The 21,301-nt window shown below is 66.9% G+C and carries 16 protein-coding genes and 1 tRNA gene; 13 read left to right on the forward strand and 4 right to left on the reverse strand.

Translation table 11 applies throughout. The annotated features are described in order from the left end of the window. Positions 1–154: 154 nt before the first annotated feature. The 4 genes from gltB (at position 155) to pyk (ending at position 9,490) form a co-directional block, all read left to right on the forward strand. Positions 155–4,660, forward strand: coding sequence for a glutamate synthase large subunit (gltB, locus tag ACIN94_RS07640; protein ID WP_400700962.1), 4,506 nt, complete (start codon positions 155–157; stop codon positions 4,658–4,660). A gap of 12 nt (positions 4,661–4,672) precedes the next feature. Further along, positions 4,673–6,151, forward strand: coding sequence for a glutamate synthase subunit beta (locus ACIN94_RS07645; protein ID WP_400700965.1), 1,479 nt, complete (start codon positions 4,673–4,675; stop codon positions 6,149–6,151). Positions 6,152–6,283: 132 nt separating this feature from the next. Beyond that, the gene (locus tag ACIN94_RS07650; RefSeq protein WP_400700968.1) at positions 6,284–7,942 is read left to right on the forward strand and encodes a S8 family peptidase; all 1,659 of its coding nucleotides are present in this window, start codon (positions 6,284–6,286) and stop codon (positions 7,940–7,942) included. A gap of 117 nt (positions 7,943–8,059) precedes the next feature. Next, on the forward strand, positions 8,060–9,490 hold the full coding sequence (pyk, locus tag ACIN94_RS07655) for a pyruvate kinase (RefSeq protein WP_400700971.1): 1,431 nt from the start codon (positions 8,060–8,062) through the stop codon (positions 9,488–9,490). A 504-nt stretch (positions 9,491–9,994) separates the two neighbouring features. On the opposite strand, the gene ACIN94_RS07660 is transcribed toward pyk, so the two are convergent. The 3 genes from ACIN94_RS07660 to ACIN94_RS07670 form a co-directional block, all read right to left on the reverse strand. Beyond that, on the reverse strand, positions 9,995–10,561 hold the full coding sequence (locus ACIN94_RS07660; RefSeq protein WP_400700974.1) for a GNAT family N-acetyltransferase: 567 nt from the start codon (positions 10,559–10,561) through the stop codon (positions 9,995–9,997). 76 nt (positions 10,562–10,637) lie between these two features. Next, positions 10,638–11,408 carry a transcriptional regulator gene (locus tag ACIN94_RS07665; RefSeq protein WP_400700977.1) on the reverse strand — a complete coding sequence of 257 codons (771 nt, stop codon included), beginning with the start codon at positions 11,406–11,408 and terminating at the stop codon, positions 10,638–10,640. A gap of 62 nt (positions 11,409–11,470) precedes the next feature. After that, positions 11,471–11,543: transfer RNA gene (locus ACIN94_RS07670), tRNA-Leu, on the reverse strand. 91 nt (positions 11,544–11,634) lie between these two features. Here ACIN94_RS07670 and ACIN94_RS07675 point away from each other — a divergent pair. The 6 genes from ACIN94_RS07675 (at position 11,635) to ACIN94_RS07700 (ending at position 17,610) form a co-directional block, all read left to right on the forward strand. Beyond that, positions 11,635–12,243: an ANTAR domain-containing response regulator gene (locus ACIN94_RS07675; RefSeq protein ID WP_400700980.1), complete on the forward strand. Its 609-nt coding sequence runs from the start codon at positions 11,635–11,637 to the stop codon at positions 12,241–12,243. Positions 12,244–12,574: 331 nt separating this feature from the next. Further along, positions 12,575–13,774 (forward strand): branched-chain amino acid ABC transporter substrate-binding protein, encoded by a 1,200-nt coding sequence (locus ACIN94_RS07680; RefSeq protein WP_400700983.1) that lies wholly within the window; start codon positions 12,575–12,577, stop codon positions 13,772–13,774. A 159-nt stretch (positions 13,775–13,933) separates the two neighbouring features. Then, positions 13,934–14,902, forward strand: a complete 969-nt coding sequence (locus ACIN94_RS07685) for a branched-chain amino acid ABC transporter permease (protein WP_400700986.1) — start codon at positions 13,934–13,936, stop codon at positions 14,900–14,902. Next, on the forward strand, positions 14,899–16,044 hold the full coding sequence (locus tag ACIN94_RS07690; RefSeq protein ID WP_400700989.1) for a branched-chain amino acid ABC transporter permease: 1,146 nt from the start codon (positions 14,899–14,901) through the stop codon (positions 16,042–16,044). Before ACIN94_RS07685 ends, ACIN94_RS07690 begins: the two co-directional genes overlap by 4 nt. 59 nt (positions 16,045–16,103) lie before the next feature. Next, positions 16,104–16,868, forward strand: coding sequence for an ABC transporter ATP-binding protein (locus tag ACIN94_RS07695; RefSeq protein WP_400701682.1), 765 nt, complete (start codon positions 16,104–16,106; stop codon positions 16,866–16,868). Then, entirely contained in the window at positions 16,858–17,610 is a 753-nt protein-coding gene (locus ACIN94_RS07700) for an ABC transporter ATP-binding protein (RefSeq protein WP_400700992.1), read from the forward strand. The genes ACIN94_RS07695 and ACIN94_RS07700 overlap by 11 nt, the downstream gene beginning before the upstream one ends. 66 nt (positions 17,611–17,676) lie before the next feature. On the opposite strand, the gene ACIN94_RS07705 is transcribed toward ACIN94_RS07700, so the two are convergent. Then, on the reverse strand, positions 17,677–18,216 hold the full coding sequence (locus tag ACIN94_RS07705; RefSeq protein ID WP_400700995.1) for a DUF4352 domain-containing protein: 540 nt from the start codon (positions 18,214–18,216) through the stop codon (positions 17,677–17,679). Between the two features lie 514 nt (positions 18,217–18,730). Here ACIN94_RS07705 and ACIN94_RS07710 point away from each other — a divergent pair. The 3 genes from ACIN94_RS07710 to ACIN94_RS07720 are packed head-to-tail and all read left to right on the forward strand — an operon-like array spanning position 18,731 to position 21,192. Beyond that, complete coding sequence (locus tag ACIN94_RS07710) at positions 18,731–19,579, forward strand: ABC transporter substrate-binding protein (RefSeq protein ID WP_400700998.1); 849 nt, start codon at positions 18,731–18,733, stop codon at positions 19,577–19,579. A 3-nt stretch (positions 19,580–19,582) separates the two neighbouring features. Beyond that, positions 19,583–20,434 carry an amino acid ABC transporter permease gene (locus tag ACIN94_RS07715; protein WP_400701001.1) on the forward strand — a complete coding sequence of 284 codons (852 nt, stop codon included), beginning with the start codon at positions 19,583–19,585 and terminating at the stop codon, positions 20,432–20,434. Then, positions 20,431–21,192, forward strand: coding sequence for an amino acid ABC transporter ATP-binding protein (locus ACIN94_RS07720; protein WP_400701003.1), 762 nt, complete (start codon positions 20,431–20,433; stop codon positions 21,190–21,192). Before ACIN94_RS07715 ends, ACIN94_RS07720 begins: the two co-directional genes overlap by 4 nt. The last annotated feature ends 109 nt before the right edge of the window (positions 21,193–21,301 follow it).

Raw genomic sequence — 21,301 nt, forward strand, 5'->3', positions numbered from 1 at the left:
TCGTTCACCAGGTGGGCAAACGCGTACCGAATGGTCGCTATATGGACCGAGTAGGCACGTTTCCGGCAGGGTACGGTAACGTCTACACGCTACGCAGCAGGGCCAACGTCGTCCCTTTGCTTGTCCAGAGAAGCAAGACGACGGGAGGGATTCAATGCCTGCTGCCCACCTCGGCTTCCCCGAGCCCCAGGGCCTCTACCACCCCTCGCACGAACATGACGCCTGCGGTGTCGCCATGGTCGCGGACGTCGCCGGACGCCGCAGCCACGACATCGTCGACAAGGCCCTGACAGCGCTCTGCAACCTCGATCACCGAGGAGCCCAGGGGAGCGAACCGGACACCGGCGACGGAGCCGGAATCCTCACGCAGATCCCCGACACCTTCTTCCGCGCGGTGACGGCCTTCCCGCTGCCCGCGGCGGGCTCCTACGCCGTCGGCACGGCCTTCCTGCCCGCCGGCGCCGAAGACCGCGAGAGCACTGTACGGCTCATCGAGGAGATCGCGGCGGAAGAGGGCCTGACGGTCCTCGGCTGGCGTGACGTGCCGGTCGACCCCGCCCTCCCCGGGCCGAGCGCCCGCGCGGTGATGCCGTTCTTCCGGCAGCTCTTCGTGAGTTCCCCCCACGGCGAGACCGGCCTGGAACTGGACCGTCTGGCCTTCTGCCTGCGCAAGCGGGCCGAGCACGAGGCGGACGCCTACTTCCCCTCGCTGAGCGCCCGGACGATCGTCTACAAGGGCATGCTCACCCCGCCGCAGGTCGAATCGTTCTTCCCCGACCTGAGCGACGAGCGCTACGAGACCGCGATCGCGCTGGTCCACTCGCGCTTCTCCACCAACACCTTCCCGTCGTGGCCGCTGGCGCACCCGTACCGCTACGTCGCCCACAACGGCGAGATCAACACGGTCAAGGGCAACCGCAACTGGATGCGGGCCCGCGAGGCCATGCTGAAGACCGCCGCCCTCCCGGGCGAGCTGTCGCGGCTCTTCCCGATCTGCGACCCGGACGGCTCCGACACCGCCTCCTTCGACGAGACACTGGAACTGCTCCACCTCGCCGGGCGCACGCTGCCGCACGCCGTGCTGATGATGATCCCCGAGGCGTGGGAGAACCACACCGAGATGGACCCCGCCCGGCGGGCGTTCTACGAGTTCCACTCCACCCTCATGGAGGCGTGGGACGGCCCGGCCTCGATCACCTTCTCCGACGGCACCCTGGTCGGCGCGGTCCTCGACCGCAACGGCCTGCGCCCCGGCCGGTTCTGGGTCACCGCGGACGGCCTCGTCGTGCTGGCCTCCGAGGCGGGCGTGCTCGACATCGCGCCGCAGGACGTGGTCCGCAAGGGACGGCTGCAGCCCGGCAAGATGTTCCTGGTCGACACCGGACTCGGCAAGATCATCGAGGATGACGAGATCAAGGCGGAGCTCGCCGCCGAGCTGCCCTACGGCGACTGGCTGCACACCGGCCTGGTCCGCTTCGAGGAGCTGCCCGCCCGCTCACACGAGATCCCGACCCACGAGGCGCTGATCAAGCGGCAGCAGACCTTCGGCTACACCGAGGAGGAGCTGCGGATCATCCTGTCGCCGATGGCCAGGGCGGGTGCCGAGCCGATCGGCTCGATGGGCACCGACACCCCGGTCGCGGTGCTCAGTGAGAAGCCCCGGCTGCTGTTCGACTACTTCAGCCAGCTGTTCGCGCAGGTCACCAACCCGCCGCTGGACGCCATCCGCGAGGAACTCGTCACCTCCCTGGCCAGCACGATCGGCCCCGAGGGCAACCTGCTGGACCCGGGCCCGGCCTCCTGCCGCCAGCTCGTCCTGCCGTACCCGGTGATCGACAACGACGAGCTCGCGAAGATCATCCACATCGACGACGAGGGTGCGCTGCCCGGCTTCCACCCGCACGTCGTCTCCGGCCTGTACGAGGTCGCCGGCGGCGGTACGGCACTGCTGCACCGCCTTGAGGAGATCCGCGCCGAGGTCTCGGCGGCGATCGAGGAGGGGGCCCGGGTCATCGTGCTGTCCGACCGCGGCTCCTCCGACGTCCTGGCGCCGATCCCGTCGCTGCTGCTCACCGGCGCGGTCCACCACCACCTGATCGCCGAGAAGACCCGCACCCGGGTCGGCCTGGTCGTCGAGACCGGCGAGGCCCGCGAGGCCCACCACATGGCGCTCCTCGTCGGCTACGGCGCGGGCGCGATCAACCCCTACCTCGCCATCGAGACCGTCGAGGACATGGTCGGCTCCGGCGTCCTGGGAGTCGACAGGCACAGGGCCGTGCGCAACCTCATCAAGGCGTACGGCAAGGGCGTGCTGAAGGTCATGTCCAAGATGGGGGTGTCCACCGTCGCCTCCTACACCGGGGCGCAGATCTTCGAGGCGCTCGGTCTCGGCAAGGAGGTCATCGACACCTGCTTCACCGGGACGACCTCACGCCTGGGCGGCGTCGGCTTCGACGTCCTGGCCCAGGAGGTCGCGCTCCGCCACCGGCGGGCCTACCCGCGGGCCGAGAACGCCCACCGCCGCCTGGAGGTCGGCGGGGAGTACCAGTGGCGCCGCGAGGGCGAGCCGCACCTGTTCAACCCCGAGACCGTCTTCAAGCTGCAGCACGCCACCCGCTCACGCCGCTACGAGATCTTCAAGGAGTACACCGGCCTGGTGGACTCCCAGGCCGAGAAACTGATGACGCTGCGCGGCCTGTTCAGGTTCAGGGACGGCGTCCGAGAGCCCGTCCCGATCGACGAGGTCGAACCGGTCGCCGAGATCGTCAAGCGGTTCTCCACCGGCGCGATGTCCTACGGCTCCATCTCGATGGAGGCGCACGAGACCATCGCCGTGGCGATGAACCAGCTGGGCGGCAAGTCCAACACCGGCGAGGGCGGCGAGGACCCCGAGCGGCTCCACAGCCCCGCCCGCCGCTCGGCCATCAAGCAGGTGGCCTCCGGCCGGTTCGGCGTGACGTCGGAGTACCTGGTCAACGCCGACGACCTGCAGATCAAGATGGCGCAGGGCGCCAAGCCCGGCGAGGGCGGCCAGCTGCCCGGCCACAAGGTCTACCCGTGGATCGCCAAGACCCGGCACTCCACCCCGGGCGTCGGCCTCATCTCACCGCCGCCGCACCACGACATCTACTCCATCGAAGACCTCGCCCAGCTCATCCACGACCTGAAGAACGCCAACCCGGCCGCCCGCGTGCACGTCAAGCTCGTGGCCGAGGTCGGCGTCGGCACCGTCGCGGCGGGAGTGTCCAAGGCCCACGCCGACGTCGTGCTCATCTCCGGTCACGACGGCGGCACCGGCGCCTCCCCGCTGACCTCGCTCAAGCACGCGGGCGCCCCCTGGGAGCTCGGCCTGGCCGAGACCCAGCAGACGCTGCTGCTCAACGGCCTGCGCGACCGGATCGCCGTGCAGGTGGACGGCCAGCTCAAGACCGGCCGCGACGTGGTCGTCGCCGCGCTGCTCGGCGCCGAGGAGTACGGCTTCGCCACCGCCCCGCTGGTCGTCTCCGGCTGCGTGATGATGCGCGTCTGCCACCTGGACACCTGCCCGGTCGGCGTCGCCACCCAGAACCCCGAGCTCCGCAGGCGGTTCACCGGCAGGCCCGAGTTCGTGGTCACCTTCTTCGAGTTCATCGCCGAGGAGATCCGCGAATACCTCGCCGCGCTGGGCTTCCGCAGCCTGGACGAGGCCATCGGCCACGCCGAGCTGCTGGACACCACCTCGGCCGAGCACCACTGGAAGGCCGCCGGCCTGGACCTGGCGCCGATCCTGCACCAGCCGGAGCTGCCCGAGGGCGCCGCGCTCCGCCGTACACAGGAGCAGGACCACGGACTGGCCAAGGCCCTGGACCACACACTGATCCAGCTCGCCGAGGGAGCGCTCAAGGACGGCCGGCGGGTCACCCTGGAGCTGCCCATCCGCAACGTCAACCGCACGGTCGGTACCATGCTCGGCCACGAGGTGACCAGACGGTACGGCGGAGCCGGCCTGCCCGACGACACCATCGACGTCCGGTTCACCGGCTCGGCCGGCAACTCCTTCGGCGCCTTCGTGCCCCGGGGCATCACGCTGCGCCTGACCGGCGACGCCAACGACTACCTCGGCAAGGGCCTGTCCGGTGGCCGGATCTCGGTTCAGCCGCACGACGAGGCCCCGCTCGAAGGCCACATCATCGCCGGGAACGTCGCCCTGTACGGCGCGACCTCCGGCGAGGTGTTCGTCCGCGGCGTCATGGGCGAACGGTTCTGCGTCCGCAACTCCGGCGCCACCGCGGTCGTCGAGGGCGTCGGCGACCACGGCTGCGAATACATGACCGGCGGCAGGGTGGTCGTCCTCGGCCCGACCGGCCGCAACTTCGCGGCCGGCATGTCCGGCGGCGTCGCCTACCTGCTCGACCTCAACCCCGGCCGCGTCAACCGCGAGATGGTGGAGATCGAGACGCTGGACGAGGCCGACTCCGAGACGCTACGGGAGATCGTCGAGGCACACCTGACGGAGACCGGCTCCACAGTCGCCAAGGCACTCCTCACCGACTGGGACCCGGCCAGGTTCAGCAAGATCATGCCGACGGACTACAAGCGGGTCCTGCGGGCCGCCGAGACGGCGCGCCTGGAGGGCCGCGACATCGACGAGGCGGTCATGACCGCTGCTGTTCAGGGATAAGGGGGCACACCGATGGCCGACCCGAAGGGTTTCCTCACTCACGGGCGCGAACTGCCGGCGCGCCGCCCGGTGGACGTGCGCATCCGCGACTGGCGGGAGGTCTACCAGGACTTCCCCCAGCCCGCACTGACCAGGCAGGCCGCGCGCTGCATGGACTGCGGCATCCCGTTCTGCCACAACGGCTGCCCGCTGGGCAACCTCATCCCCGAGTGGAACGACCTGGTCCACCGCGACAAGTGGCAGGAGGCCGTCGAACGCCTGCACGCCACCAACAACTTCCCGGAGTTCACCGGCCGCCTCTGCCCGGCACCGTGCGAGGCGGCATGCGTGCTCGGCATCAACTCCGACCCGGTCGCCATCAAACGGGTCGAGGTCGAGATCATCGACCGGGCCTTCGACGAAGGCTGGGTCACCCCCCGCCCTCCGGCGTCCAAGACCGGCAAGCGGGTCGCGGTGGTCGGCTCCGGCCCCGCCGGCCTGGCCGCCGCCCAGCAGCTCACCCGGGCCGGGCACGACGTGGTGGTGTTCGAGCGCGCCGACCGGATCGGCGGTCTGCTCCGCTACGGCATCCCCGAGTTCAAGATGGAGAAACGGCACATCGACCGCCGGCTTGAGCAGATGCGGGCCGAGGGCACCGAGTTCCGCACCGGCGTCAACGTCGGCGCCGACATCACCGCGGCGCGGCTGCGCGAGGAGTTCGACGCGATCGTCCTGGCGGGCGGCGCGACCCAGTGGCGGGACCTGCCCGTCACCGGGCGCGAGCTGGCGGGCATCCACCAGGCGATGGAGTACCTCCCGCCCGCCAACAGGGTCCAGGAGGGCGACTACCCGGTCTCACCGATCAGCGCCGAGGGCAAGCACGTCGTCGTGATCGGCGGCGGCGACACCGGCGCCGACTGCATCGGCACCGCCCTCCGCCAGGGAGCCGCCTCGGTCACCCAGCTGGAGATCATGCCCCAGCCTCCGGCGGACCGCCCCGGCAGCCAGCCGTGGCCCACGTTCCCCATCCTGTTCAAGGTGGAGAGTGCCCACGAGGAGCTGACCGACGGCGGCGGCGACCGGGTCTACGCGGTCTCCACCACCGAGTTCGTCGGCGACGCCGCCGGCAACGTGCGCGCGCTGCGCCTGGTCGAGGTGGAGGGCCCGGCGTCCGGTTTCGCGCCGGTCCCCGGCACCGAGCGGGAGATCCCGGCGGAGCTGGTCACGCTGTCGATGGGCTTCGTCGGCCCGCAGAGAGCCGGCCTGCTGGAGGAGCTGGCCTCGGCCGCCGGAGACGGATTCTTCGACGCGCGGGGCAACGTCGCACGGGACAGGGACTACATGTCGGCGGTGGACGGCGTGTTCGTCGCCGGTGACATGGGCCGCGGCCAGTCCCTGATCGTCTGGGCGATCGCCGAGGGCCGCTCGGCCGCCTCGGCGGCCGACCGCTACCTCACCGGCCACACGGCACTGCCGGTGGCGATCCCGCCAACCGCCCGGCCGCTGGTCTGATCGTCTACGGTGTTTCCGGTACGGCGCCGATCGCCGTACCGGAAACACTATGGGAATCAGTGTTCAGGGTGCCGCGCCGGTTATATCCCTGGAGGGTGATTCTTCCTGACATGGATTAATACGGGGGGACATATGAATCGGTGGAGTAGCCGCCTGACCGGTGCGGCGACGGCGGTGGCCCTGACAGGCGCCCTCACAGCGGGCACCCTGCCCGGCGGGACAGCCGCCACCACCGGACAGCTCCACGACTACCTCGTCTTCTACACCACCGGCGCACAGAACCGGGCAATCGCCGCGATCAAGGCAGGCGGCGGCACCGCGCTGTCCACCGAGACCAAACTCGGCTACGTCATCGCCAGAGGCCCAGGCCCCCGATTCATCGAAAACCTCTCCACCAGCGATGCCATCGCCGGCGTCTCCTCCGACCGCGAAATCGGCTCGGTGACCGCGTACCCCGGCACCACCGCCACGGACCGGGCCGCAGCCCCCGACGCCCGGGGAATCTCCACCCCCGCCGAGGAACCACTGGCCGGACGGCAGTGGGACATGAAGATGATCGGCGCCACCACCGACGGCTCCTACGCCACCGCCCCCGGCAACAAGAAAGTACTCGTCGGCATCATCGACACCGGCATAGACGGCAAACACCCCGACATCGCACCGAACTTCAACCGCGCACTGAGCCGTAACTTCGTCACCGACATGCCTAAGGACTCCAAAGGAAACACCTTCGACGGCCCCTGCGAGTTCAAGAACTGCAAAGACCCCGTCGACTGGGACGACGACGGCCACGGCACCCACGTCGCCAGCACAATCGGCTCACCCATCAACGGCCTGGGCATCGCCGGCGTCGCCCCCAACGTGTCCCTGGTCAACCTGCGCGCCGGCCAGGACTCCGGAGTCTTCTTCCTCAAACCCAGCCTCGACGCGCTCACCTACGCCGCCGACGCCGGAATCAACGTGGTCAACATGAGCTACTACGTCGACCCCTGGCTCTTCAACTGCACCGCCAACCCCGCCGACTCCAAAGCCGAACAACTCGAACAACGCGGCGTCATCACCGGCATGCAACGCGCACTGGACTACGCCCGCGCCCACGGCGTCACCCTGATCAGCGCCCTCGGCAACGGCATGACCGACCTGGGCAAACCCACAGTCGACGCCCTCAGCCCCGACTACCCCGCCGGCTCCGCACGCGTGCGCAAGATCGACAACTCCTGCCTCAACGTCCCCGCCGAATCCAACGGCGTGATCTCGGTATCAGCACTCGGCAGAAGCGGACGCAAGGCCTACTACTCCGACTACGGCACCGAACAGACAGACCTGTCGGCCCCCGGCGGCGACGAGTACGACGGCCCCGGAAAACCCGACGTCACCAGGACCATCCTGGCCGCCGCCCCCGAACACGTACTCCGCACCCGAGGCCTGATCGGCGCCGACGGCCAGCCCACAACCCCCTCCGTCGTCCGCGACTGCCACAACGGCACCTGCGCCTACTACCAGTACCTCGCAGGCACCTCCATGGCCGCCCCGCACGCCACCGGCGTCGCCGCCATCCTCATCAGCCGCTTCGGCACACCCGGCAAGAACGGCCTCACCATGCCACCCGCCGACGTCGAACGCCTGCTCTACGCCACCGCCACCAAGAAATCCTGCCCCACGCCGCACACCTACACCTACAGCCTCGCCGGCCAGAAAATCTCCCAAACCTGCGAGAACGGCACCCCACGCAACGGCTTCTACGGCCAGGGCATCGTCAACGCCGCCAGAGCCGCCACTGTCGCCCCATGACCCGGAGCACGGGTCACCGGCCGTCACTCCCCGAAGTAGCGTAACGTCACCGAGTTTTTCACCTGCGCTCCGGCCAACGTAACAACCGAGTGGTCTGTACCAATTAGGGTGGGACCCGTGACCCGTCGTGCGAAAATCGTCTGTACCCTCGGCCCCGCCACCTCCTCTCCCGAACGCCTTCGCGAACTCATCGCCGCAGGCATGGACGTGGCCCGTTTCAACCTCAGCCACGGCAGCCACGAGCTGCACAAGGAGGTCTACGACAGGGTGAGGGAGGCCGCCGCCGAACTCGGCCGCGGCGTAGGCGTGCTGGCAGACCTGCAGGGTCCCAAGATCAGAGTGGGCAAGTTCGAGGAGGGCCCGGTCCGCCTGGGCTTCGGCGACGTCTTCACCATCACCACCGAAGAGGTCCCCGGCGACCGCGAACAGGTCTCCACCACCTACCTCGGCCTCCACAAGGACGTCCGCCCCGGCGACAACATCCTCGTCGACGACGGCCGCGTCCACCTGGAGGTGACCCGGGTCGACGGCCCACGCGTCACCACCCGCGTGATCATCGGAGGCATGATCTCCGACAACAAGGGACTCAACCTCCCCGGCGTCAACGTCAGCGCACCCGCCCTCACCGACAAGGACGAGACCGACCTCCGCTGGGCCCTGCGCAACGGCTTCGACCTCATCGCGCTCTCCTTCGTCCGCCGTCCCTCCGACGCCGACGTGGTGCGCAACATCATGGAACAGGAGGCCGTCCGCCTCCCCCTCCTCGCCAAGATCGAAAAGCCGCAGGCCGTGGAACGCCTCCCCGAGATCATCGAGGCCTTCGACGGAATCATGGTCGCCCGCGGCGACCTCGGCGTCGAACTCCCCCTCGAAGAAGTGCCGATCGTGCAGCGGCGCGCCATCGAACTCTGCCGCGAAAAAGCCCGCCCGGTCATCGTCGCCACCCAGATGCTCGACTCGATGATCAGCGCACCGCGCCCCACCCGCGCCGAGGCCTCCGACGTCGCCTACGCCGTCATGGACGGCGCCGACGCGGTCATGCTCTCCGGAGAGACCTCCGTCGGCAACTACCCCATCGAAGCCGTGGAGACCATGAGTCGCATCGCGACCACCGCGGAGAAAACCTCACTGCACGCCACCCACAGCCTCGACCGGCTGCCGGAGACCACCGGCGGAGCCATCGCCCGCGCCGCCGCCGAAGTCGGCGCCATCGTCGGCGCCAAAGCCCTGGTCGCGTTCACCATGTCCGGGGAGACCGCCCGCCGCCTGGCACGCTACCGCTCGCCGATCCCGCTGCTGGCCTTCACCTCCTCCCCCCACGTCCGCAGCCAGCTCGCACTCACCTGGGGCGTGGAGACCTTCGAAGTGCCGTTCGTCCACCACACCGACGACATGGTCCGCCAGGTCGAGGCCTCCCTGCTGGCCAACGCCCGCCTGGAGAAGGGCGACAAGGTGGTCATCGTCGCCGGCTCCCCGCCCGGAACAGCCGGCTCCACCAACGCCCTGCGCGTCCACACCATCGGCGCGGCCGTCTCACACCCGTCCTGACCCGCCCAGCCCGACACGCCCACCCAGTACGGCCACCGCCCCCCGCGGTGGCCGTACCCGTATAGCGAGCCCCACCGATCGCACCACCCAGCGTTACGGACCCAAAATACGGCCCATAGTGTCCTAAACTCCCTGACCGCGGCCCAAACCGCCCAGATGACCAAGACCTGGCCCGCCCCACACCACCCCCGATCAAGGATTCAAATCGTCCAGCAACTGCTGATTGGCAGCGACCCCTTCAACCTGGTGTGATTCCTGAGCGGGACGGACGGCTCCGGTACGGGCGGCTGCTGCGGATCCTGCTCTTGGGGGTGGGACATCGGAGGCTCCTGGAGGGAATCTCGTGCCGTGGCCACAGCTGCCACACCTACCGGAGTTCCCCATTCCAAGCCCCTGACCAGGGCTGCCACTAAACCATATCGCTCTCCGCAGTCGAGAGACATCGGAGTGTCACAAAATCGGACAGTTGACACCCGAATTTCGGACACTCGAAAGCCAGCCCTGCTACAGGTACTCCCACGTCCGCAGAGCCAGCGGACGACCCTTCTCCTCCGCCGGAATCGGCGGCGCATCCGTCAACCGATACCCCGCCGCACGCGCCACCGCCACACTCGCCGCATTACCCGACTCGATCTCCAGCAGCAGCCGGATGATCCCCACCCGCTCACGCGCGAAATCCGTCATCACCCGCACCGCCCGGGCCGCCACCCCCCGCCCCCGATACGCCGCCCCCACCATGTAACCGACCTCCGCGACATCCAGGCCCGCCTCCGCCCGCATGAGCAACACCTCACCCATGGGCTCACCCCCATCAACCGTGATCGCCAACTGAACCCGCAACCCCGCCGCCCGACGCTCCCGTGCCCGCTTCAGATAGACCCGCGCCGCGTCCAGATCGAACGGCGAGACCAACGGCGTCCAATACGCCACCTCGGGATCATCGAACAACCCCACCATCGCCGCCAGATCGCCGTCGTCCCACTCCCGCAACACCAGACCATGCCCGGCCAACCGGACCTCAGCCGGAAAAACCACCGGAACGCCGACCTGATCCCCCTCAGCGCGGCTCACCACTCACCCCTCCCCGACCTCGCATCCTTCCCCTCCGGGAAACCTACTGGATCGCCGCTCCGGGCCCCCGCACCCATCAATACTTCGGCCCCACGAACACGTCCAGCCGCTCGACCGCCTCCCGCTTCGCAACGGAGATGGTGTTGGGCTTGGAATAACGCCATGCGACGCCGAGAAGGTCGAGTGTCTCCCCGCAGAGCCGAAGGATGTCCCGGGACTCGTTGACGAAGAGGTAGCGCGGGTACTCGTACCAGCGTGTTCCGCTGGGAAGTTCGCGTCGGGTCCGGTTGGTGAGGCGGCACCCATCGGAATGCATCAGCCCCCGGGCGAGGCTGCCGGGATGCGCTTCGATGATCTCCTGTTGCCAGACTTCCAATTTAATCAAACGGTTGTGCTTCTTGCCCGGTCCGTGCTGAGGGAACAGATGGGGCCAGTGTTTGGAGAAGGAGTTGACCTCCGTGCAGCCTTGCCTCGGAAGCATGCGCACCTTGTTTCCTGGCCTGATGGCGAGAAGTGCCTGGGCGCACTCTTCTTGCAATCCCGGCCAGGCGTCGGCGCACATAATTCTCAATGACCAGACCTGTTTTGCGGGGTCGCCGATGACGGTGATGCAGCCGTCTCCAAGGTAGAGGCCGAGGAGATAGGCGTACTTGTCATGCGGTTCCGGGAGCTGAGGAATATCCAGACATCTGGGACACGAAGCCACCCGCAATGAGAAGCGGTCCGGTTGATCCCGCCATCCTTTGATGGTGGAACGTGCGACTCCCGTCTGACGGCTGACCTCGCTGAGGGTTTGGCCGGATGTGAGTAGTTGGTGGACTCTTTTACGTGTAGTGGCGTCATGCATACGGAGAGTATTGCCGATGGGTATGACAAAACCGCCCGGCTGTGTAGCCGAGCGGTTGGAAGTGCCCCGGGTGGGATTCGAACCCACACTGCACGCTGTTTGAGAGCGCTCTCTCTGCCGTTGGAGTACCGAGGCGTGTTCAGTTAAGCCGAGCAATCCGATCATACGATCTCGGCGTGTGTCCCGGCGTGGTCCTAATCTAGCGGACATCGGTACTCTTTTGCTCGTGAGTACTCAGCGGCGAGTGGTGATCGCGGAAGACGAGGCGCTGATCCGTCTCGATCTCAAGGAGATGCTGGAAGAGGACGGCTACGCCGTCGTCGGTGAGGCCGGGGACGGGGAGACCGCGGTCAAGCTGGCGGCCGAGCACCGGCCGGATCTGGTGATCCTGGATGTGAAGATGCCCATCCTGGACGGCATCTCGGCCGCCGAGCAGATCGTGTCGCAGCGGATCGCGCCGTGTCTGATCCTTACGGCGTTCTCGCAGCGGGATCTGGTGGAGCGGGCCAGGGACGCGGGGGCGATGGCGTATCTGGTGAAGCCGTTCACGAAGTCGGATCTGGTTCCGGCGATCGAGATGGCGGTGAGCAGGCATGAGGAGATCGCCGCGCTGGAGCGGGAGGTGGGGACGCTCTCGGACCGGCTGGAGACGCGCAAGTTGGTGGAGCGGGCCAAGGGGCGGCTCATGGAGCAGTACGGGTGGAGTGAGCCGCAGGCGTTCCGGTGGATTCAGAAGGCGTCGATGGATCGGCGGCTGAGTATGCGTCAGGTGGCTCAGGTCGTGGTGGACGGGGCGCCGGGTCCGGCTGGGGCTGAGGGGGCCGGGGGGGTCTGAGGGGCGTTCCGCCGAGCCGTACGGCGGGCGGTCTGTCTGCCGGTCTGTCTGCTGACAAGCCCGCGCATCCCTGTGATCCAGGGGGGGATGTGCGGGCTTTTGCGTGTCTGTGGTAGTCGCCGGGAGTGTAGGAGGTTGCCAGTGACCATGGCTTTTGTCCTGATAGCCAAAAAGAATCGGTGTTGTAAAGAAACGGTAACGGTGGCTTTTCCTGTATCGACCCGTGACATCGGCTGGCTGTACTACCGACAACAACCCCCTGACCACCCCGTCAGGGGAGGGCATCTGTGCACCCGGTCCTGACGCGGGACCGGGCGAAAGGAAGGCAACCTTGCGGCCTAAGACTGCTCGCCTTGGTGGAGTGCTCGCTGCCGGTGTGGCGCTCACCCTCGGCCTCGCTGCCTGCGGTGACGGTGGCACCGGGACCACGCCGGCGGACGGCGGCTCCAGCGCTGCCTCCAGCACGGTCAAGATTGGCTTCATGGGTGACCTGACCGGCGCCAACGCCGGCATCGTCATTCCGCCGCGGAACGGCGCGAAGCTCGTCATTGACGAGTACAACAAGACCAACCCGGCTGTGAAGATCGAGCTGGTTGAGTACGACAGCCAGGCGGACCCCTCCAAGGCCGTCGCTCTGGCACAGCAGGCCATCAAGTCCGACAAGATTGTTGGTCTGGTGGGTCCGGCGTTCTCGGGTGAGTCGGCTCAGGTGGCTCCGGTGCTGGAGGAGGCGCAGATCCCGAGCATTTCGGCCTCCGCCACGAACACCAAGCTCGCCGGTAACGGCTGGAAGTACTGGCACCGTGTTCTGCCGAACGACGACGTCCAGGGTCCGAGCATCGCCGACTTCATCGTGGACGGCGCCGCGGCGAAGAACGTCTTCGTCATCGACGACAAGTCGGAGTACGGCAAGCCGCTGGCTGACGCGGTCCGTACCCAGCTGGCCACCAAGGGCGCGTCGGTGACCGACGACTCGCTGGACCCGGCGGAGAGTGACTTCTCCTCGGTCGTGAACAAGGTCGCGGCGGCGAAGCCGGACGCGATCTTCTTCGGTGGCTACTACGCCGCGGCGGGCAACCTGCTCAAGCAGCTGCGTGACAAGGGTGTGAAGGACACGAAGTTCCTGTCCGGTGACGGTTCGCTGGACAAGGGTCTCATCACCGGTGCCGGTGCGGAGAACGCTGAGGGTGCGCTTGTCGGCTGTCCGTGCTACATCGCCACCGCGGATGTCACCGACGCCAAGGTGAAGGGCTTCGCTGAGGCCTACAAGGCCGCCTACAGTGCCGACCCGGCGATTTACGCGGCTGAGGGCTACGACGCCGCGTCGGTCTTCGTCGAGGCGATCAAGGCCGGCAACACCACCGCGGACAAGATCAACGAGTTCATCTCCACGGTGGACATCTCGGGTGTCTCCAAGGAGGTCAAGTTCGCGCCGAACGGCGAGGTCGAGGCCAAGGACATCTACATCTACCAGATCAAGGGTGGCGACATCACGCTGCTGGGCAAGGCGGCTGAGGCCAAGCTGGGCTAGTCGCGAGCTCGACGACAGCAGGTAGTTGACACGCGGGGGGCGGGAGTGCCGCGGTGCGGTCGCGCCCCTCGCATACTTCCGAAACGGTCTACGAGGCCGGTGGGAAGCTGCGGCTACCGGAACATTGCAGGCGACCCCCGCTAGAAGTGGTAACCCCTAGTGTTCAATGATTTCATCAATCAGTTCTGGCCGGCGACGATTGACGGCCTGGCCTTTGGTTCGATTTACGCTCTGATCGCGCTTGGCTACACGATGGTGTACGGCGTGCTCAGACTGATCAACTTCGCGCACTCCGAAGTTTTCATGATCGGCACTTTCGGTGCGATGTTCGTGCCGTTCGTGTTCGGTATCGACTCGGCGCTCTCCGGTCTCGCGCTGGTGGGTGTGATCATTCTGATGATCCTGGCCGGCATGCTGGCCTCCGCTGGTACGGCGGTCGCGCTGGAGCGCATCGCTTACCGGCCGTTGCGTAAGCGTGGTGCCTCCCGGCTCGCGGCCCTGATCTCCGCGATCGGAGCTTCGATCTTCCTGCAGGAGCTGTTCGCGCTCCTGATCATCCCTGGGGTGTTCAACCGTCCGCAGCAGGGCCGGATCCAGATGGCGCTGCCCCGGCTGATGGAGCGGACCGAGCTGTTCTCGATCTTTGGTCACTCGGTCCGGGTGGATCAGGTGCTGGTGATCGTGGCGGCGTTCGGCATGATGGTCGCACTCGACAGACTGGTCAACCGCACGAAGATCGGTCGTGGTATCCGCGCTACCGCGCAGAATCCCGAGGCGGCGGTTCTGATGGGCGTGGACATCAACAAGATCGTCCGGATGACCTTCCTTATCGGTGGCGGCATGGCCGGTGTGGCGGGTGCGCTGTATCTGATCTCGTATGAGAACACGCACTACTACGTTGGGTTCCTCTTCGGTATCAAGGCGTTCACCTCCGCGGTTCTAGGTGGTATCGGCAACTTGCGGGGTGCCTTGGTCGGTGGGGTCACGCTCGGTCTGGTGGAGAACTATGGGGCCATTTTCTTCGGCTCCGACTGGAAGCACGTGATCTCCTTCACCATCCTCGTCTTGGTCCTGATGTTCCGCCCCACCGGAATTCTCGGTGAATCACTCCAGCAGGCGCGCGCATGAACCAGAACAGTCCTTTGGCCCGGTTCCGTCACCAGCTCGGTCATTACGGCGATGTGATGCATGATCGTTGGATGCGCACGCCGGGCTGGCAGCGGTGGATCGTCTATGTGGCTCTGATCGTCGGCGCGTTGCTGCTTCCGTCGGAGACCATCGGTGGTTTCATGTCGCCCGACACCGACTGGGCGAGCATTCTGTTCTTCCCGATCGGCACCTTCGTGTTGCTGGCCATCGGCCTGAACATCGTGGTCGGCCAGGCGGGTCTGCTCGACCTGGGGTTTGTCGCGTTCTACGCCGTGGGTGGTTACGCGATGGCGTTGATCGGCACCAGGCTCGGCTGGAACTTCTGGCTGATCATGGCGGTTGGCATCGGGATCTGTGCCCTTTCGGGTATCACGCTGGGTGCTCCGACGCTCCGGCTCCGTGGTGACTATCTGGCGATTGTCACGCTGGGCTTCGGTGAGATCATCCGGATCACCGCGCGGAACACCGATGTGATCGGTGGCCCGAACGGTATCCGTGGTATTCCGCATCCTCCGAGCATCGAGGGTGTGGAGCTGTTCGGTGTGGAGATCTTCAAGTACGGCGTGCTGGATCCGCGGCCCTATTACTACCTGCTGGTCGCGCTGGCGGTCATCGTGATCATTCTGGTGAAGCGCTGGGAGAAGAGCCGCGTCGGGCGGGCTTGGGCGGCGATCCGGGAGGATGAGGACGCGGCCGAGGTCATGGGTGTGCCGACGTTCCGTTTCAAGCTTCTCGCGTTCGCGGTGGGTGCTTCCATCGGTGGCGCGATGGGTGTGTTGTGGGCGGCGAAGTCCATTTCGATCAACCCGAACGACTTCCAGTTCCTGTTGTCGGCGACGATTCTCGCCGCGGTGGTCATGGGTGGTTCGGGCAACCTGCCGGGTGTCATGTTGGGTGCGTTCCTGGTGGCCTGGTTGCCTGAGCGTTTCCGTGGTCTGCAGGAGTACCGCATGTTGATCTTCGGTGCGGTGCTCGTCTCACTGATGATCTTCCGTCCTGAGGGTCTGCTGCCGTCGCGTCAGCGTAAGGCGGAGTTGCAGGAGGGATCAGGCGGGATGGGGACGCTCGGCGCCGAGGTGCCCGGGCCGGAGTCGCGTGGCGAGGAGGTGGCTTCCAAGTGAGTGCTGAGGTGAGCGCTGAGGTCGGCGCGGAGGCGGGCCGGGAACGGAGCGGTCGCGCGATGCTGGAGCTGCAGGACCTTGTCATGCGTTTCGGTGGCGTTACGGCGTTGAAGGACGTCAATCTGACCATCAACGAGGGTGAGATCTTCGCTCTCATCGGTCCGAACGGTGCCGGTAAGACCACGGTGTTCAATGTGGTGACCGGGGTCTATCAGCCTACGGAGGGGCAGGTCCGCTTCCTGGGTGAGAAGATCAGCGGCATCAAGCGCTTCAAGATCACTAAGCGGGGTGTCGCCCGTACGTTCCAGAACATCCGGCTGTTCCACAACATGACGGCCATCGAGAACGTCATGGTGGGCGCGGACGCGCATCACCGTTCGGGCATCGTCAGTGTGGCGCTGGGGCTTCCGCTGCACCGCAGGGCGGAGCGTGAGGGCCGTGAGCTGGCGATGGAGCTGCTTGACTTCGTCGGCATCTCCCATCGCGCGAACGACCACGCCAAGAATCTGCCCTATGGTGACCAGCGCCGGCTGGAGATCGCCCGTGCGTTGGCGACCAAGCCGAAGCTGCTGTTGCTGGACGAGCCGGCCGCCGGTATGAACCCGGCGGAGAAGGTGGCGCTGCAGCAGTTGATCCGGGATATCCGGGACGCCGGTCGGACGATTCTGATCATTGAGCATGACATGAGCCTCATCATGGGCATCAGCGACCGCATCGCGGTGCTGGACTTCGGCCAGAAGATCGCCGATGGCCTGCCGGACGAGGTGCGGAACGACCCGCGGGTCGTCGAGGCGTATTTGGGGGCTCCCGCAGATGCTTCTTGAGATCAAGGACATTCGTGTCCACTACGGCAAGATCGAGGCGATCAAGGGCATCTCGGTCGGGGTGGATGAGGGTGAGATCGTCACGCTCATCGGAGCGAACGGGGCGGGCAAGACCACGACCCTGAAGACGATCTCGGGTCTGCGTGGCCTGTCGGCGGGGAGCATCACCTTCGACGGCAAGGACATCAGCAAGCTGCCCGGCCACAAGCGGGTCATGGCGGGGCTGGGGCAGGCGCCCGAGGGCCGGGGGGTCTTCCCCGGTATGACGGTGCACGACAACCTGCTCATGGGCGCCTACTCACGCTCGGGGGACTTCAGTGCCGACCTGGCGGAGGTCTACGAGCTGTTCCCGCGGCTGGCCGAGCGCAGGACGCAGATGGGCGGCACGATGTCGGGCGGTGAGCAGCAGATGGTCGCCATCGGCCGTGCGCTGATGAGCAAGCCGAAGGTGCTGCTGCTGGATGAGCCGTCGATGGGTCTGGCGCCGCTGATGGTGCAGCAGATCTTCTCGATCATCGAGGAGATCAACCGCCGGGGCACCACGGTGCTGCTGGTGGAGCAGAACGCCCAGCAGGCGCTGAAGCTCGCCCACCGAGCCTATGTGCTGGAGACCGGAAAGGTGGTCAAGAGCGCGCCGGCCGCCGAGCTGCTCAACGACCCCGACGTGCAGGCCGCCTATCTCGGTGGTGCTCTCGGGCAGGACACGCCGGAGGAGCACGCGACGCCGAGCGAGCAGGCGTGAGCCGTACCGGGTGATCCCTGGTGGGAACGGGCCCGTCGCGCATCGGTGCGCGGCGGGCCCGGCCGTTCAGGTCAGGGGGATTTCGACGCCGTCGGTGGTGCCGCCGGTGCCGAGTGGCGGGTCGCCGAAGAGCCGGACCGCGGTGACCTTCGCCTCTTTGGGGATGTCGAACCACAGGTCCATCTCGATTCTGACCTCCGCGCCGAGGGGGAGTGTGTCGGGCTGGCGTTTGATGGCCTGGGCGAACCTGTCGATGGTGTGGGTCGCGCCGTCGGCGGTGATGAGCTTCTGCCGTTTGGCGTCGAATCGGGAGTTGGCGCGGCCGGGGTTCTCCACGACGACGCGTACGACCACGTACTGGCCTCTGGCCTGCCATTCGGCGTGGGTGCCGAAGAAGCCGCTCAGGCCCGTCTGCAGTCCGATCACCTGGAAGCGCTCGTCGCCGTCGGTCACCGGCGGGGTGTTGATCGGGCGTTCGCCGGGCCGGACCGGGCGCGGGGCCAGGTTGTAGGTGGGGGTGGATTCGGGTGGCCCGGTCCCGGTGCAGCCGGTAAGGAGGATGCCGGCGAGGGCGGCACCGGCGAACCGCATTGGGGGGTTACGCACATGGGGCAAGGTAACCGAGCCGGGTCGTTGAGTTCAATGCGTCCGGATGGCGGTCGGCGGTGTCCGCCTGTCATTCATCGGAGACCGAGGGTGGTGTCACCGGCGTATGGCAGGCGGAAGAGAGAATTTTTACCATTTTCGGCAGATTCCGGGAATCAGGTCGGGTGGCGGGGCTCCTCTTTCCGGGGGAAAGGCTGTCCATCCGGGGGTCTCTCACCGCCTATCGGTAAGGTGGAGGCGACCTGAACTGCAGATATAGGCTATTTTCATATTCCAGGACTCGGCCTGACCGGTCCGAGTCCATGACGGTCGGTTCAATGAGGAGCCGTTGACCGTTCGATGAACGGGCGCGTCAGGGTCCATATCCGGGGCAGGGTATCGATCAGGCGGCTCCAGACGTGGTTGTTGTCCGAATTGTGTCGTATCGGTGATCTGTGTGGCCATGCGGGTCGGGCAGCATCACCAGCACTGAGGTGTCTGTTCGAGATGCGACATTGACTGTGAGGAGGCCTTCGTGGGCCTGAGTTTTCTTTCCCGCCGTGCGCTCGCGGTAGGTGCGGTGGTCGTCGCCGGTGTGTTTGGCCTGTCCGCCTGTGGCACCGGTGCGAGCTCCGATGACGCTGCCTCGTCGAACGCCCCGGCCGCGGGTGGTCCCAAGCTCGTCACCCCCGGCAAGCTCACCACCTGCACCAACCTTCCGTATGAGCCCTTCCAGTTCAAGGAGGGTGACAAGGTCGTCGGCTTCGACGTCGACATCGTCGACCTGGCGGCCAAGAAGCTCGGCCTGACGCAGGAGATCGTCGACATCGACTTCGCCGTCATCAAGAGCGGTGCGGCGATGGCCGCCGGTAAGTGCGACGTGGCCGCCGCGGGCATGACCATCACCCCGGAGCGCCAGGCGAACATCGACTTCTCCGTGCCGTACTTCGACGCCACCCAGGCGCTGCTGGCCAGGAAGGGCGTCAACGTCAAGACCCTGGACGAGATCAAGGCCCAGGGCCTCAAGTTCGGTGCCCAGGCCTCGACCACGGGTCTCGACTACGCCAAGAAGCAGGGCCTCAGCCCCAAGGAGTTCGCCGACTCTCCCAAGGAGCTCCTGGGTCTGCAGTCCGGTCAGGCCGATGTGATCATTCAGGACCTGCCCGTCGTCCTGACCTGGCTGAAGAAGCCGGAGATCGCCGACAAGTTCGAGCTGGTCGCCAGCCTCGACACCGGTGAGCAGTACGGCGTCGGCCTGAAGAAGGGCGCCGACCCGGTCCTGCTCAAGGCCATCGACGACGCGATCACCACGGCGAAGTCGGACGGCACCTACGAGCAGATCTTCCTGAAGTGGTTCGGCAAGAAGCCCGGCGAGCTCGGCTGATCCATGACCGACCAGCCAACGACGGCTGAGCCGTCCGGTCCCGCCGGGGCTCCCCCCGGCCGGACCGGGCTCAGTCCCCGTAAGAAGCAGCAGATCAGCCGTGCCGTCCAGTACGTCGTGCTGGCGGCCGTGGTCGTCTTCCTCGCCGTCCGCATCGACTGGGTGAGTCTCGGCGAGAACTTCACCAGGCCGGACATCGCGGAGAAGACGCTGCCGGAACTGTTCACGGTCGCGCTGAAGAACACCATCATCTACTCGGTGGGAGGGTTCTTCTTCGCCTTCCTGCTGGGCCTGCTGTTCGCGCTGATGCGGATGTCCTCGGTCCGGCCGTACCGGTGGATCGCGGTCGCCTACATTGAGATCTTCCGGGGCCTGCCCGCCCTGCTGATCTTCCTGATGATCTTGTTCCTGCCGCTGGCCCTGCGTGGCTTCGAGGTGCCCGGCGGCACCTACGGCCAGGGCATCCTGGGTCTGACCATCGTGGGCTCGGCCTACATGGCCGAGACGCTCCGCGCCGGACTGCAGGCGGTCCCCAAGGGGCAGATGGAGGCGGCGCGGTCGCTGGGCATGTCGCACGCGCGGGCAATGATCACCATCGTCATCCCGCAGGCCGTGCGGATCGTGATCCCGCCGACGACCAACCAGTTCGTGTCCCTGCTCAAGGACTCCTCGCTGGTGCTGTTCCTCGGCGTCTCCGGCGAGTACGTCGAGCTCACGAAGTTCGGCAACGACCTCGCCTCGACCTACTCCAACGCCACGCCCATCCTGGTCGTCGGCATGACGTATCTCCTGGTCACCATCCCGCTGGGCTACCTCGCGTCCCGGCTGGAGAAGCGTCAGGGGAAGGGACGGTGACCTCGGTGAACCACGCGGTCGAGATCCGTGACCTGCACAAGTGCTTCGGCGAGCTCGAAGTGCTGAAGGGGATCGACTTCGCGGTCGATCCCGGCCAGGTGGTCTGCGTCATCGGCCCCTCGGGGTCGGGCAAGTCCACGCTGCTGCGCTGCGTGAACCTGCTGGAGCAGCCCACCTCGGGCAAGGTGGTCCTGGAGGGCGTCGAGCTGACCGACCCCGACGTCGACATCGACGCCGCCCGGCGGCGGGTCGGCATGGTCTTCCAGCAGTTCAACCTGTTCCCGCACATGACCGCGCTGCAGAACGTGATGATCGCCCAGCAGCGGGTGCTCAAGCGGGGGAAGGCGGCGGCCGAGAAGATCGCCAGGGAGAACCTGGAGAAGGTCGGTATCGCCGACAAGTGCGACGCCTATCCGCTCCAGCTCTCCGGTGGCCAGCAGCAGCGGGTGGCCATCGCCAGGGCGCTGGCGATGAGCCCGGCGCTGATGCTCTTCGACGAGCCCACCTCGGCGCTCGACCCGGAGCTGGTCGGCGACGTGCTCACGGTCATGCGCAAGCTGGCCGAGGAGGGGATGACCATGCTCGTGGTCACCCACGAGATGGCGTTCGCGCGGGACGTGGCCGACCGCGTGGTCTTCATGGACGGCGGTGTGATCGTGGAGGACGGGCCGGCCGCCCAGGTGATCGGCGATCCGCAGCACGAGCGCACCAAGATCTTCCTGCGTCGCGTGCTCGACCCGACCCACACCGACATCTGAGGCCCGGATCGTCGTACGGCCCGCGCCCCTGTGGCGCGGGCCGTTGCCGTACGAGCCCGGGGAAGGCCTTTGGCACCGTACGGAGCTTCCCCGACCCCGCACGTTTTCT

The organism is Streptosporangium sp. NPDC087985, assembly GCF_044741965.1.
Lineage (GTDB): Bacteria > Actinomycetota > Actinomycetes > Streptosporangiales > Streptosporangiaceae > Streptosporangium.